Genomic DNA, 15,059 nt, shown 5'->3' on the forward strand with positions numbered 1-15,059 from the left:
TTGAAAAAATGGTATAAAAAAAGCACTCCATAAAGGGTTTCCTTCATGCAATGCGAATAGGACTCTTCAAATGATGCCTTAAAAAAGGCGGGTCATAGAAAAAGAGTCCTTACGATAATAATAATAAAAATGCAGCTGTTTGTTTCAATCGTTTATCCATCGTCGTCACCTATCACTTTTTTTATCTTGTTATGAAGATACCAAACAGCAGGTTCCTCTGTCAACACTTTTCCCTGAATTTTCTGAATATTTCGATAAAAAGTTCGTTTTTGCCCTGTTGATGGGTTGCTTTTCTTCTTGATGAAAATTTAAGCAGAACCTGACGAGATCTTCACAGGATTTTAACCAAACCTCCACATAACACCGTTATGATAGAAATATCCCAAAAATATTTTTCACCCCTTTATCCTGCCAGTCTTATGACTGGTTTTTTTGTTGTTCCAAAGACTCGAAAAGATTGAACTTAAGGTGAGTTATTCGTATAATAGGGGACAGCGATAAATTAGGAGGATGAAGATGCGCAACGAAATGATGCATCGTCCAGTAGTCAAACCTGAACTAGTGGCGTTTATGCGTGAAAAACAAAAACAATTACCCGGCGAACTTGGTGAAATCGAGCAGGCCGCTCATAAAAAAGAAGTGCCAATCATCCCACATGAAACAGTGGTCTTTTTGCAGTTTTTATTAGGACAACTCCAGCCAAAAGAAATCCTTGAGATCGGCACAGCGATCGGTTTTTCTTCAAGCTTGATGGCGCAATGTGTGAAAGATGGTCATGTCACAACGATCGATCGCTTTGACGTCATGATCCGCAAAGCCAAAGAAACTTACGCTCGCTTAGGAAATGAAGAAAAAATCACGCTATTAGAAGGACAAGCGGCAGACGTTCTACCTACATTGAGTGGCCCTTATGATTTTATCTTCATGGACAGCGCCAAATCAAAATACATTGAATTTTTACCAGAATGTCTGCGTCTATTACGCAAAGGCGGTGTGCTGATGGTGGATGACGTATTTCAAGCTGGAACGATTCTACAACCCATCGAAGAAATTCCTCGCAACCAGCGAGCGATCCATCGCAAATTGAATCTTTTCTTGGATACTGTGATGAACCATCCTCAGCTGACCTCCACGCTTGTCCCTTTAGGAGATGGTGTGATTCTCATTACGAAAGAAGCAGATAGCGTAATTCTTGAGGAACCTGAGAAAGGTTGAGGGCAGCTGCGCTTCCTTTTTTCAAAGAAAAAATAAGAAAAGGGCGAAAAGCGATTGACATTGCTGCGCCCTTTTTCTATAATGTTATTTGTTGCTGATTGATTTCAACAGCTTAGGCGAAGTGAGCATTCGCTGAAAATTATTTGTTCCAGTAGCTCAGCCGGATAGAGCATTCGCCTTCTAAGCGAACGGTCGGGGGTTCGAATCCCTCCTGGAACGTTATTTAACCGTCGAGAACCCTTGTTCTTGGCGGTTTTTGTTTGTTCTTGTGCCAAATGTGTGCCAAATTGATCTAATTTTTTTGCCATAGCAATTTGGTGACTAATCAACAGCCTGTTCCCTTCCTCATCACAAAGCAATCAAACGATCGCTTCCCATCCGCTTCAATCTTCAGCAAATTTCTTTCATCAGTATCATAATTTCAGTGTTTATCCTTATTATCAGTAATCCCCCCTTAAACTACTTGTTCTCTAGTTAAATGATGCCTCACCATGTTACTATTGGTCACTGCTCTCACGGGTGAAGGCTGGGCTTATTTTAGCATAACCTCAACGCTTTTTACCAAACGATTTAAGTAAATGAGAAAGCAACAGGGATGCTGCGTTCTCATTTGCTTTTTTGATAGCTAAAATATTTACTGGTACCTATAAGATAATAGTTGACGAGAAAGGTTGGCATGCTCAAAGGAACGTTTTTGCTATAGTATGCTTACATACCGCACTCTTCGATCACTCATTTTTTTCATTTTGTCGTACCTTCAGTATAACACGCTTACCCAATCCGTTTTCATATCCTCCTCCTGCAAAAATTATGCTATGCTTAACAAGAACAAAGAAAGCAGGTGTCCTATGGAGATAACGGTACATATCGCAAGTGGGTTTAGTAAAAATCAAACGGGTGGCAACAAGGCTGGAGTCGTCTTGTTGGAACAGCCTCTTACGCCACAACAAAAGTTAGCCGTCGCAAAAGAGTTAGGCTTTTCAGAAACAGCTTTTTTATCGAAATCCCCGCAGGCCGATTTCCGATTTGACTATTTTACGCCAAAAGAAGAAGTTGACTTATGCGGACATGCAACAATTGCCTCCTTTGCACTATTATCGTATCTAAACAAACTTTCCAAGCAACAGTATCGCATCGACACCAACGCCGGACGTTTGTCGATCACCATCAAAGACGGTGTCATTTTCATGGAACAGAACAAACCACTGTTTTCAGATGTACTTTCACTAGAACAATTAACTGACTGTTTTGATACCAATGCTATCAATGATCAAATTCCTATTCAAATCGTTTCTACTGGATTAAAGGATATCCTTATTCCAATCAAAACAACGGCCCAGTTGCAGCAAGTTACACCTAATTTTGAGGAAATAAAAAAAGTAAGTGCGCTTCAACAAGTAGTTGGCATGCACTTATATGCAATGGAAAAAGAACGAATCGTTTGCCGTAACTTTGCCCCATTGTTTGACATCAATGAAGAATCTGCCACAGGCACTTCCAATGCCGCCTTGGCTTGCTTCTTGTATCAAAAGTGTGCCCTCGAAAAAGAAGTGTATCGCTTTGAACAAGGCAGCAATTTAGGTGAACCTTCTGAAATCTTTGTCAAACTCGTTACGACTTCGCGAAAGGAAATCCAACATGTTTACGTTGGGGGCAGAGGGCATTTTTGCGAGACAGTAACCATCGACACGAATACACTGGCATAATCACGACAATTTGGGGCTGATCTTCAATCAGCCTTTTTTCTTTTCCTCTTCACACATTACGTTTTTTTCCATAGCAGCCCATCAGTACCTCGAATACTAGTTTTCTCATAAAAAAAAGAACCCAATTCGGGTTCTTTCCTTCACATTGTTTTCTATGGCTTACCAACAAGTTCTGCTAACAGCTCACTGACTTTAGGCAGTGGCTCGTTTTGTAGCGCTGCTACGATTTTTGAACCGATCACTACCCCATCACACACTCGGGCAAAGCGCTGCACGTCTGCGTGGGTCGAGACCCCGAAGCCAGCCAATACTGGAATGGGACTTTCTTCCGAAATGGCTTGCAAATGCTGATCCAGCTGTTCGTTGTATTGGCGATCTTCTCCAGTGACACCGTTCACTGTCACAGCATAAACGAATCCTTCTGCGTCTTCGATCAGCGTCTGAATTCTGTCTGGAGGACTGGTCAAAGAGACCAGTGTGATCAGCGCGAGATCCGCCGCATCAAAAGTAGGCGTTACTAGTGATCGATGTTCAAAAGGTAAATCTGGAATAATCAACCCTTTCACATTTGTCGCTTTTAACTCATTTGCTAACTGTTCAATCCCATAATGAAAGAATGAATTGGCATACCCCATCAATACCAGTGGAACCTCGGAATGGATTGTTTGCAGCAAAGCAATGATCTTTTTTAAAGTGGTCCCATTGGCTAATGCCTGCATTCCAGCCGCTTGGATGACCGCTCCATCTGCGACTGGGTCTGAAAAGGGCACGCCGATTTCAATGGTGGCGGCGCCATGTGTCGTCAACAGTTCGATTTCTTCTGGCAGGCGTTCCAGTCCGTTGGCACCCGCCATAATATAAGGAACAAATAGTGGCTTGCCTTGTTTTTGGCGCTCCTTTAGTTTCATCGTCAATGTTTTGCTGGTCATTTCGCTGCTCCTTTCCGGTCTTTGATTTGTTGAACATCTTTGTCCCCTCGCCCAGACAAGCAGATCACTAAGCGTTCTTCGGGTGTCATGATTGGGGCTAGCTTTAGGGCATAGGCAACGGCATGAGCACTTTCCAAAGCAGGAATAATGCCTTCGATTTGAGACAAGAGATAAAAGGCGTCAACGGCTTCTTCATCAGTGACAGCGAAATACTCCGCTCGCTCAATCTCCTTCAAGTAAGAATGCTCGGGACCGACCCCTGGATAATCCAAACCAGCTGAAATCGAATAAGGTTCGATCACTTGCCCATCATCGTCTTGCAGCAGATGCATTTTGGTACCATGTAAAATACCGATACTGCCTTTCGTCAAGGTCGCCGCATGCTCAGTAGTATCCACACCTTTCCCAGCTGCTTCAACGCCAATCAAACGAACGGTCTGATCATCGATAAAAGGGTAAAACATTCCCATCGCATTGCTGCCGCCGCCAACACAAGCAACGACTGTCGTCGGTAGTCGTCCTTCTTTTTCTAATAGTTGCCGTCGTGTCTCACTGCCAATCACACTTTGAAAATCTCGAACGATCTCTGGAAAAGGATGCGGACCGAGTACGGAACCCATCACGTAATGGGTGTCCTCGACGGTTGCGACCCAGTAACGCAGCGCTTCATTGACAGCATCTTTCAATGTCTGATTGCCTGAAGTGACTGAAACCACTTTTGCTCCCAACAATTCCATTCGAAAGACGTTTAGTGCTTGCCGCTGAACATCTACCGCACCCATAAAAATCGTGCATTCCATACCGAACAACGCGGCCGCAGTCGCTGTGGCGACGCCATGCTGTCCAGCACCGGTCTCCGCTACCACTTTCTTTTTCCCCATCCGCTTTGCTAATAACACTTGCCCTAGCGCATTATTGATTTTATGGGCGCCCGTATGATTCAAATCTTCTCGCTTCAGATAAATTTTGGCACCGCCTAAGTGTTGTGACAAGCGCTGTGCATGATAAAGGGGGGTCTCTCTTCCTACATACTCTTGCAAATATTCCTGTAATTCTGCTTGAAAACTTGCGTCCGCTTGTGCTTCACGATAGACAGTTTCCAATTGCTTGACTGCATACATCAATGTCTCTGGCACAAACTGCCCGCCAAAAGAACCATAAAAACCTGCTTCTGTGGGGTATTGGGTCATTTTATCTTCTCCTTTACTAAGTAAATAAATTGTTCGATTTTCCGACTGTCTTTCTTCCCCTGGGTTTCAACGCCTGAAGAAACATCGACAGCATAAGGCCTAAAAAGTTGGATCGCCTCTTCTACATTTTCCGCGTGCAAACCGCCAGCAATAAAAAATCGCTCAGACAACGGTAACGGTTTTCTCGCCGCTTTTTGCCAATCAAAGGATTGGCCGTTGCCGCCAGCATAAGGGTGATCTCTTACTGGAGCGTCCAATAACCCAAAATCTGCATCGCAGCTTAGGAAATCTTGTTCTAAAGTCTCTGCTTCTCCATCAAAGGCTTGGATCACTGCGATCTTTTGATGCGCAAAAATGCCTGTCTGGATGGCTGTTTGCAAAGATGGCAGAACCTTTCCATGGAGCTGAATCGCTGTCAGCTGGGCGGCTTGAATTGCCGCTTGCACTTCTTCAAAACTTGGAGAAACGAAAACCCCAACTTTCCCTACATTTTGGGGTACTTGCTCCGTTATCTTGCGGACTTGTGTCGGATCGATTCTCCGACGGCTTTCGGCAAAAACAAAGCCAAGGTAATCTGCTCCTGCACTGATGGCAGTTTCGACATGCAGCCGTTCGGTGAGTCCACAAATTTTCACTTTGGTCATCGGCGGCTCACCTGCAAATCTGCAGCTGTTTCAGCAATTCGATTGCTTCTCATCAACGTTTCTCCAACGAGGACTCCATGATAAAACGGTGCAAGCTGCAGCACATCGGAGGCAGTTCGAATACCAGATTCACTGATGTAAACCGCCTCTGACGGCTGAGGTGCTAAAGCAACACTGACATCCAAGGAAACGTCAAAGGTTTTTAGGTCACGATTGTTGACGCCGATGATTTTGGCCCCTAAGGCTTGGGCTTGTTGAAATTCAGCCGCATTATGAGTCTCAACGAGTACTTCCAACCCTAGTGCTATTGCCTCTTGATGAAGTATGGCTAAGCGTTCTGGTTTTAAAGCGGCCACGATCAATAAAACAATACTGGCACCCGCATTCTTGGCGCGAATCAATTGTTTTCTGTCGATAATAAAGTCTTTGCATAGTATAGGCACCGAAACGGCATTACTGACTGCTTCAAGATCTGCCAGCGAGCCTTTAAAAAACTGCTGGTCGGTCAAAACGGAAATCCCGCTGACACCCGCGGCTTCATAAGCTTGCGCTTGTGTGACTGGGTCGATTCCTTGGTTGATGTCTCCTTTTGAGGGTGAAGCACGCTTGATTTCAGCAATGAGGTGCATTTTTTGTGGTCGGTCCTTGACTTGCTGATAAAATGATGGACGTTTCGCTACGACCTTTTCGATTTCTTGTGGCATCGCGGCAACTTCTTCAACTTTTTTCTGGATGATCGTTTCTAAAAAATCCATGATTCTCCTCCTTACAGCTCTCGTAGTTAATGGCTATTTGACTGACGAATCAGCATCTGCAGTTTGTCGTAGGCCGCACCCGAAGCGATACACGCTCGTGCCATCGCAAAGCCTTCCGCTAGGGTGGCGGCTTTGCCGTTGGTATAAAAGCCTAACCCTGCATTTAAGACCACTGTCTCTAGATAAACGGAAGGGTGATTTTTCAAAACTGCTGTTAAGATCGCGGCGTTTTGAGCCGCATCTCCGCCGACGATCGCCTCGATCGGTGCTGGCGTAAAGCCATACGCTTGCGGATCCAAAGAAAAATTCGTCACCTTTCCTTCGTGATAAAAACTGATCGCCGTTTCACCAGCCAAATTGGCTTCATCCATCCCATTACATCCATGGATCACCATTGCTCGTTGCCGACCAAGACTGCCTAACGCCTGAGCGGTGTCTACCAAGCTCTCGCCAGCGTAAGTACCGATCAGTTGCGTAGTCAACGGAACAGGATTGATCAAAGGGCCTAATAGATTAAAAATCGTTGGTGTCGCTAATTCTTGCCGTATTTTCATCACTGCTTTCATGCCCGGATGCAACGACGGGGCGAAGAGAAAAGCGATGCCGACTGTCGCTAATAGATCGGCGATTTTTTCTGGTGATGCTTGAATTGCCACCCCCAAGCATGCTAAGACATCGGCACTGCCTGAACGACTAGAGATACTGCGATTGCCGTGTTTTGCCATCGTGATTCCCCCAGCTGCTAAAACGAAGGCAGCCGTAGTGGAGACATTAAAACTATTGGCGTGGTCGCCACCAGTGCCGCAATTGTCCATGGTGTCTCCTCCTTCATAAGGAATGGTCACGGCATGCTCTAACATAATTTCTGCTAAAGCAGTCAATTCGGCGGCTGTGATGCCGTTGATCTTCATCGCAACTAACGCTGCCCCCAATTGACTTTCTGAAAACATCCCGCTTAAAATTCCTTGAGCAAAGTGGCGCATCTCCTGATAACTTAAATGACGGCCATTAAATAATTGCTGAGTGATTTGTTGCGGCGGCTGCTTTTTTAGTGCTTGCATTAAAGATTCCTCCTTTTTTCATCTTGTGTTTTTTCTGTATTATCCGAGACGAGTTTAAGAAACTGTTCTATGAAAAATGCCCCCTCGTTTGTTCCCATTGATTCTGGATGGAATTGGAGTCCTACGATTGGTTTTTTGCGATGCTGAATCGCCATGATGATCCCTTCTGTTTCAGCCAACACCTCAAATTCCGCTGAAAGTGTCGCTGGCTCAATGACAAGCGAGTGATAGCGCATGACAGTCATGTCTCCTAGGTAGGTTTCGAATACGCCTTTTTTCTGATACGTAAGGGTCGATTGCTTGCCGTGCATAATAGCTGGTGCTTGGACCACTTTGGCACCAAACGCTTCACCAATGGCTTGATGACCTAAGCAGATGCCTAAAAGCGGCTTGCTATCATGGTATGTTTTGATCAAAGAAATCATGAATCCTGCCTCTTCGGGACGCCCTGGTCCCGGGGAAAAAATGATGCCATCTGCTTCTTTAGCAACAATAAAAAGCTCTGGATCGTCATTTCGCAAGACGATCGTATCCGCTGGACATTGCTGGACTAAGTTATACGTAAAGGAATCATAATTATCGACGAGTAAAATCATTGGCTGACACCTCCAATAGTGCTTTGGCTTTGTGTAATGTTTCTTGGTATTCAGATGAAGGATCAGAATCATAAACGATCCCCGCCCCTGCTTGGACATAAGCGATCTCGTCTTTCAATACCAATGTCCGAATCCCGATGGCAAAATCCGCTTGATCATTTCGTGAAAAATAACCAACTGCACCAGCATAGACCCCTCTTCGAACAGCTTCCCACTGATAGATGCGAGTCATGGCACGAATCTTTGGTGCCCCGCTGACCGTGCCTGCTGGCAGGGTTGCTTTCAAGGCATCCATTGCCGTCACACCTGCTCTGCGCTTGGCAGCCACTACCGAAACGATGTGCATGACATAGCGGTATTTCTCGATCACCATGTATAAAGGAACATGAACCGTCCCATGTTCAGCGATCCGCCCTAAATCATTGCGCCCAAGATCGATCAGCATCTGATGCTCTGCACGTTCTTTTTCATCTGCCAATAGTTCATTTGCCAAAGCTTCGTCTTCTGCTTTGGTTGCCCCTCGTTTGCGGGTACCAGCGATCGGATTCGTGGTGATTTCGTCGCCTTGAACGCGAATCAGGCTTTCAGGTGAGCTACCAATCACTTTAAATCCGTGATCGAAATCAAGATAATAGAGATACGCGGAAGGATTTGTCACTCGTAGTTTGCGGTAATAGTCAAAGGGCTCTTGTTTAAATGACGCTTTCAGACGTTGCGAAGGAACGACTTGGAACATGTCTCCCGCCGTAATTCGGGCTTTCGCCTCTTGAACGATCGCTTCAAAGGCTTGCTGTGTGACATTGCTGGTAAACTGCAGTTTTTCGTTTGACAATACACGGGTCTCAGCGGCGACTGGTGTCCTTAACTGCTGCTTCACTGCTTGCATTACCTGCTCCATCTCGACGGGTCCTCTTTGGCTATAGCAATTTTCAAGAATGATCGTTAAAGTTTCCGTCTGATGGTCCAAAACGAGAAAAGTTTCGAAAAGCCAAAAGGCCATATCAGGCACTTGCAATTCATCTGCGGGCAGTTGTCCGATGTCTTCATAGCAAGCGGCGATATCATAGCCCGCATACCCGATAGCCCCACTTTGCAGCGGTAGATTCGGTAAAGCGCTAATTTCCTTTTTGACTACATACCCTTCCATTTCTTTTAAAGGGTCCTGACACGGGTACTTGTTGACCGTTTTTTTCAAAAGATCCTCCACTTCAAAAACACCATCCTTAAAGGTCAGTTTCTGAACAGGATCAAAGGTGAGGATCGAATAGCGTCCGGTATCTTCTTCTCTGGGAATACTTTCCAATAAACATTTATGCGCCCCTTGAATCCGTAGAAAAACTGAGACAGGTGTCAAACAATCGCTGTTGATTCGTTCCATTCGATACATAAGCTGCTCCTTTCTTTGTAAACAAAAAGCCCTCAAGCAAACGCCATAAAAACGTCTGCTTGAGGGCGAATGATCGCGGTACCACCTCAATTGAAGTTGCCCAAATAAACAACTTCTTCTCTATCAACCGTCAAACAACGGTCTTCCTCTATAACGGGAGTTCCCGCATTTTCCTACTGCCAAAAAAGGGTTCAAAAAATGATCGGCTAAGGCCATTTCCTTGATTTCTTGGTGCCGGACTCTCATCACCGCCGACTTTCTGTAACCAAAAAAGACTCAAGTACTTCTCTTAGTTTGATTTTACGTTTATTTTTTTATTGGTTGAAGGGCAAGAAAAACAAAAAAGCCCTCAGGCAAACAAACTTGTCTGCCTGAGGGCGATTACTCACGGTGCCACCTCAATTGGTTCTCTAGATCGTCTATCAACGATCGTTCTCTGTAACGGGAGTTCCCGGAAAAAGCCTACTGATTTCAGCCTTTCGACACAAAAGTCCATTTCTGAAGCGTCAATCTGCTGATTTGCACCACCATCAGCTCTCTGCAAGACGAACGTCCTCATACTTCTCTTTTGTTTAGTCTTAATGAGTTATTGGTAGCTATATTACGCGGCTTTTGTTGATCTGTCAACAGGAAAAAGCGAATTTTATTTTTTTGACTCCTTTTGACAAAACAAGAAAACATCCTGCAACGGTTTGTCTTAACCAAAATGACGACACATTCTTTAGGCCAAAAATGCCCTTCACTTCTTTCAGATTACTTAATTATAGTTGCTGATCCATTTAAATAATATTTGTTTTTTTATAACCCTTTCGTGAAGATCAAGCTACGAAATATTCGCTATCTTTTACCAAAAAATCGACATTTACCCAAAATTTTCATGACATCATGAAAAAACAGAATTGTTATTCAAAATATTATTCTATATGATTGAACCGGATATAAGAAAGGGTGATTAAATGCACATAGACAAATTATATTTCTCCACCTTTATTTATAAAATGAGCTGCTTAGAATTTACTTACTCTCTCATTCAATCCAATGAGAAAAATGCCGATTTATCAGAGGAAGAACAAGCAGAAATTGAATGGATCATCGACTCTGCTCTCCATCGAAAACTCTACGCCTCTCGCAAAAAGAGTCTTTTTTCCTCAAAAATAAAATTATCGAAAGAAAGTTATTCTTTGTATTTGCGAATGAAGAAATACGAACATATGATAGACCTCTAACCGTTAAAACACATAAAAAACCTCATTCCTTTAGACAGTTACTCAGAAGGATACCCATTCCATCTTTTTTAATAGAAAAACATCATTCGGTGAATTGGAAATAGCAAAACTTGCCTTTTTCGTATAAAATCAAAAAGAACACGAAAGACTCAGAAAGGAAGTTTTTGTCATGGATGGGATGATGAAAAAAATCATTACCGAGAAGGATTTATTACGTCAGATCCTTCTCTTGGAACAACTGGCGAATCACAAAATGATCACTGCCAAGCAACTAGCAAAATTGATCGATACGACGGAACGAACGGTTTTTTCTGATATAACCTATATTCGTCAACAATTACCCGAAGGTTGGCAGATTGAAGCCGCCAGTAATGGCTTTGCTTTGACCCATGATGGGCCATTGTTGATGAGTCAGCTATGGGAAACGTTTTTCCCTCAATCGATCGGTGTTTCTTTAATGAAAGCATTGCTTTTTTCCAGCGAACTTAGCACGCAAGAAATTCTTGGCCAAGCAGGAACTTCCTATGAAACTTTGCGGCGGCATATTACAAAATTAAATAAAAGTTTGACGGATTTTTCCTTACGGATTCGCATCACAAATCGCGTGATCCGCTTTGAAGGAAGTGAGATCAATATTCGGGTCTTTTTCCATCGACTTTTACTGCCTTATACCCATAACAATTACTTTTTTGAGGAATATACAATTCATGAGTCCCACTATCAACATTTTTTACAGCGTCTGGGCAAAGATAAACTCCAAATCGACGTAGAACAAATCTTCGGTACTTGCTGGTTTTTTATCAATACAATCCGTATCAAGGCCAATTGCCGCATGGATTCCTTCGAATTTAATGGGGATGATCCCCTCTACGGTCTTTTCCAACAGCCATTAAGTTATCTCTACCAAAAAGAAGGCGTATATTTAGAATGCAGCGAACACTTCTTTAGCTTCTACTGTTTTTTAGAAAGCTGGAACTACAATAACGATTGGTCCCAAACGATTCAAGCGACTCTTGAAACGTATCAAACCATTCACGATAAAACGACCCATTTTGTCGAACAATTAGCCCGCTCGTTGCAGCTACCTCTCGCTAGCGGGACGCAGCTGATTGAGAATCTGTTGCTGCTCTTGATCAAAACGCAAGAGTCTGCCAAACTCTCAGAATGGTTTGGGTTAGAATTTCACGAGATCCAGCGCTTGAATCAGCCCTATTCGCTACCGATAGAAGCAACGATCCATGACTTTTTAGAAGAACAGACAAACAGTCAAAGGGAAACGAGTTTTCCTTTATGGTCAACCACCACCTTGTTGATCCAACAGGCTATTTTACAAATCAACCCTATCCGGGCAAAGGGATACTTTATCTTTCAAGGGGAGCCAGCATGGAAAGCTTACCTTATGCAAGAATTGAATGACTTTCTCGGAGCACGTATTCTACTATCGGCGATCGAACCAGGTCAACTAGAAGGGCTATCGGCAACCGACGTTGATTTTGTTTTGTCAAACTTCCCATTAGATGATGCCCCTGTCCCAGTCTTTTATTTATCGATGGTACCGACCAAAAATGAGCTCAATCAAGTGACTGAGCTCATTCAAACCTATTATTTAAGTTATCACTAGAATCATCAAGCTGCCTTTATTGTTTCACTGGGGCAGCTTTTTGACGTCCTTGCAGCTTGTTTGTAATAAATTTCTCACCTTCGACGACTGTGAAAAGAAGTGCCCCGTTGGCTGCAATGCTCAACTGCTGCATCAGCGTCAAAGAACCAATCCCTAAAAGCTGGTGTCCGATAGGTGTTAGGAAAATCGCTGCCTGCAATACAATCAGTAGTGCCAGGGAGACTAAGAGTGCTTTATTGGCAAAGAGTTGGCGATTCAACGCCGGCTTTACCAGCTCACGACAGTTCAGTAAGTAGACTGCTTGAGCAAAGACGATACTTTGCAGTAGCATGCTTTGTTGAAGGACCGTTCCTTCAAACTGAATCGCTAAGACGTAGGAAGGAATCATGATTAACAGCGAGACATAGAAGATGCGGAACAGACTGTACCAAGATAAGATACCTTCTTTGATTGGCCGTGGTGGTCGATTCATGACATCCGCACTTGCCTTCTCAAAACCGAGTGCGTAAGAAAGCGTGATGGTTGTCACCATATTTACCCATAAAATTTGTACAGGTGTCAGTGGCAGTGGTCGGTTCAACAAGAGTGCCGCAATAACGATCAATCCTTGTGCAACAGCCGTTGGTAAGAAGAAGTTGATGGTTTTCTTCAAATTATCGTAGATCCGTCGACCCACTCGGACGGCATTGGCGATCGTATGAAAATTATCGTCTGCCAAAACCATATCGGCTGCTTGCTTGGTTACTTCACTGCCTTTGATCCCCATAGCGATCCCAATGTCGGCTTTTTTCAGCGCTGGTGCATCGTTTACACCATCGCCGGTCATTCCGACAATCTCTTCATTCGCCTGCAAAGCACTAACGATCCGTAATTTATGCTCTGGGGTCGTTCGAGCAAAGATATCTGTCTTTTGGACTGCTTGCTGCAACTCCTCCTCAGACAGCAGATCGATTTCCAGCCCTTCCAACACGTGATTCGTGTGCTTCAATCCAATTTGCTTGCCGATAGCTTGAGCGGTCTTGCCATGATCTCCTGTGATCATTTTGACTTGGATGCCCGCTTGCAAGCACTCTTTTACCGCTTTGATGGCACTGTCTTTCGGAGGATCAATGATGCCAGCGATCCCAACAAAGGTTAAATTGATGAGTGCTTCGTGGGACAAGGACTCCTGTGCCGACAGCGTCAGATGCGCAAAGCCGATCAGTCGCTGCCCTTTCGCTGCTAATTTTGCACTTTCATCTAACCACCATTGCTTTTGATCTGAAGTCAGTTGGCTTTTCTCAAGCAACACTTCGGGCGCACCCTTGACAAACACTACCGAGTCATTCGGCTCTTCTTGATTTTGATGGCGTGTTGCCATGTACTTGTAAGAGGAACTAAAAGGAATTTTATCGACTGTTTTACGCAATGGTTGCTGCGCTAATTCTGCGTATTGTAACAAGGCTTTTTCGGTTGGGTTTCCAACGAGTTCAGCCGCCTTTTGTCCTTCGTCTTGCTTCAAATCTTGACAATTTGCCATGATATCAAGCGCCGTTGCTTTATCCACGTTTGACTCAACTAAGACATCGACGACCGTCATTTCATTTTTGGTCAAGGTTCCTGTTTTGTCTGAACAAATCACCGTCATGGCACCTAGTGTCTCCACTGATGGCATCGTTTTGATGATTGCTTGCTCCTCAGACATTTCCTTGACACCCATCGATAAAATCATGGTCAGCACGGCTGGCAAGCCCTCAGGAATCATTGCTACAACTAATGCGATACCTGATGAGAACAAGAGATCAAGATCAAAGCCGTAGCGGAAGGTAGTAAAGAAGATCAAGAAAATCACTAATCCGATAATGCCTTTAAAGATTTGGTGATTCAATTGCTTCATTTTTTTGATCAACGGGGTTTCTTGCGCTTTCACAGACTGAATTGCTTGATTGATCTGGCCGATTTGTGTATCGTCTCCTGTTTCAACGACGATCCCGCTGGCAGTTCCGCTTTCTACATGGGTACCAGAAAACGCCATGTTCCGCTGGTCACCAATCGTACTTTCTTGAGTAATGGGTTCGGTCATTTTTTGAACTGGCTCAGATTCGCCGGTTAAGATAGACTCTTCAATCACAAGATCATGGGTTTCGATCAAGCGCATATCTGCTGGTACGACATCTCCTGGTCCTAAAACGACTAAATCTCCGTTTACTAAGGAAGAAACAGCAATTTTCTTCTTGCGGCCATGAACATAAATTGTTGCTTCTTGCCCCATGAATTGCTTCAACCCATCCAGTGACTCTTGGGCTTTACGCTCTTGCCAGTAGCCGACTAATCCATTGATGACGACGACCGCCATAATAATGCCGCTTTCGATATAATCACCCGAAACCCCTTTTAAAACGGCTGCGACGATTAAGACCAACATCAGTAAGTCTGTAAAATGCTTGCCGACTTTCTTCCATGTAGGGATCTGCGCAGCCTCAGTAATTTTATTTTCACCTTGCTTTGCTAAACGCTGGTTGCGTTCTTCGGAGGAAAGGCCCTGCCGTGTTGTTTGCAACGTATGTAATAGTTCTTCTGTTGTGTTTTTGTACCAATTCATATTTTTTTCCTCCTTGTTTATTTATTTGATCTGAACATAGTATAAGACATTAAAACCATAAAATTCTGGCGATAATTTCAGTGGAGCCTGAAAAAAATGAGTGTTTTTATTAAAGGGGAAGGGCGGCTTCGTCCCGTGGTTTCACAAA

Annotated in this window: 11 protein-coding genes, 1 tRNA gene and 2 other annotated features; of the genes, 4 read left to right on the forward strand and 8 right to left on the reverse strand. The window is 44.0% G+C overall.

The features are described 5' to 3' along the window. Positions 1–516 precede the first annotated feature (516 nt). The 3 genes from IGK85_RS09795 to IGK85_RS09805 all read left to right on the forward strand — a co-directional run bounded on the left by IGK85_RS09795 (position 517) and on the right by IGK85_RS09805 (position 2,921). Positions 517–1,215 carry an O-methyltransferase gene (locus IGK85_RS09795; RefSeq protein ID WP_008378512.1) on the forward strand — a complete coding sequence of 233 codons (699 nt, stop codon included), beginning with the start codon at positions 517–519 and terminating at the stop codon, positions 1,213–1,215. A 145-nt stretch (positions 1,216–1,360) separates the two neighbouring features. Continuing rightward, a tRNA-Arg gene (locus tag IGK85_RS09800) sits at positions 1,361–1,434 on the forward strand. Between the two features lie 629 nt (positions 1,435–2,063). Then, a complete protein-coding gene (locus IGK85_RS09805; protein WP_008378513.1) occupies positions 2,064–2,921 on the forward strand; it encodes a PhzF family phenazine biosynthesis protein in 858 nt (285 codons plus the stop codon). A gap of 152 nt (positions 2,922–3,073) precedes the next feature. Here the strand turns inward: IGK85_RS09805 and trpA are convergent, their stop codons facing one another. Genes trpA through trpE form a run of 7 tightly spaced genes read right to left on the reverse strand, consistent with a single transcriptional unit; the run spans position 3,074 to position 9,483 of the window. Next, positions 3,074–3,850 (reverse strand): tryptophan synthase subunit alpha, encoded by a 777-nt coding sequence (gene trpA, locus IGK85_RS09810; protein ID WP_429972236.1) that lies wholly within the window; start codon positions 3,848–3,850, stop codon positions 3,074–3,076. Then, positions 3,847–5,040 (reverse strand): tryptophan synthase subunit beta, encoded by a 1,194-nt coding sequence (gene trpB / locus IGK85_RS09815; RefSeq protein ID WP_008378520.1) that lies wholly within the window; start codon positions 5,038–5,040, stop codon positions 3,847–3,849. The genes trpA and trpB overlap by 4 nt, the downstream gene beginning before the upstream one ends. Beyond that, positions 5,037–5,684: a phosphoribosylanthranilate isomerase gene (locus tag IGK85_RS09820; RefSeq protein WP_008378521.1), complete on the reverse strand. Its 648-nt coding sequence runs from the start codon at positions 5,682–5,684 to the stop codon at positions 5,037–5,039. Before IGK85_RS09820 ends, trpB begins: the two co-directional genes overlap by 4 nt. After that, positions 5,681–6,439, reverse strand: coding sequence for an indole-3-glycerol phosphate synthase TrpC (gene trpC, locus IGK85_RS09825; protein ID WP_008378523.1), 759 nt, complete (start codon positions 6,437–6,439; stop codon positions 5,681–5,683). The genes IGK85_RS09820 and trpC overlap by 4 nt, the downstream gene beginning before the upstream one ends. A gap of 26 nt (positions 6,440–6,465) precedes the next feature. Beyond that, positions 6,466–7,500, reverse strand: coding sequence for an anthranilate phosphoribosyltransferase (gene trpD / locus IGK85_RS09830; RefSeq protein ID WP_008378525.1), 1,035 nt, complete (start codon positions 7,498–7,500; stop codon positions 6,466–6,468). Beyond that, complete coding sequence (locus IGK85_RS09835) at positions 7,500–8,096, reverse strand: aminodeoxychorismate/anthranilate synthase component II (protein WP_008378526.1); 597 nt, start codon at positions 8,094–8,096, stop codon at positions 7,500–7,502. Before IGK85_RS09835 ends, trpD begins: the two co-directional genes overlap by 1 nt. Further along, on the reverse strand, positions 8,077–9,483 hold the full coding sequence (gene trpE, locus IGK85_RS09840) for an anthranilate synthase component I (RefSeq protein WP_008378527.1): 1,407 nt from the start codon (positions 9,481–9,483) through the stop codon (positions 8,077–8,079). The genes IGK85_RS09835 and trpE overlap by 20 nt, the downstream gene beginning before the upstream one ends. Positions 9,484–9,541: 58 nt before the next feature. Beyond that, positions 9,542–9,787 (reverse strand) — a binding site (T-box leader). 66 nt (positions 9,788–9,853) lie between these two features. After that, positions 9,854–10,066, reverse strand: a binding site (T-box leader). 812 nt (positions 10,067–10,878) lie between these two features. On the opposite strand from trpE, the gene IGK85_RS09845 reads away from it, so the two are divergent. Beyond that, entirely contained in the window at positions 10,879–12,330 is a 1,452-nt protein-coding gene (locus IGK85_RS09845; RefSeq protein WP_005235280.1) for a helix-turn-helix domain-containing protein, read from the forward strand. A 16-nt stretch (positions 12,331–12,346) separates the two neighbouring features. Here IGK85_RS09845 and IGK85_RS09850 read toward each other — a convergent pair whose 3' ends face one another. Beyond that, positions 12,347–14,911 (reverse strand): HAD-IC family P-type ATPase, encoded by a 2,565-nt coding sequence (locus IGK85_RS09850; protein WP_008378529.1) that lies wholly within the window; start codon positions 14,909–14,911, stop codon positions 12,347–12,349. Positions 14,912–15,059: the final 148 nt, after the last annotated feature.

It is taken from the genome of Enterococcus sp. AZ015, from assembly GCF_050499225.1.
GTDB classification, from domain to species: Bacteria; Bacillota; Bacilli; order Lactobacillales; family Enterococcaceae; genus Enterococcus_D; species Enterococcus_D entomosocium.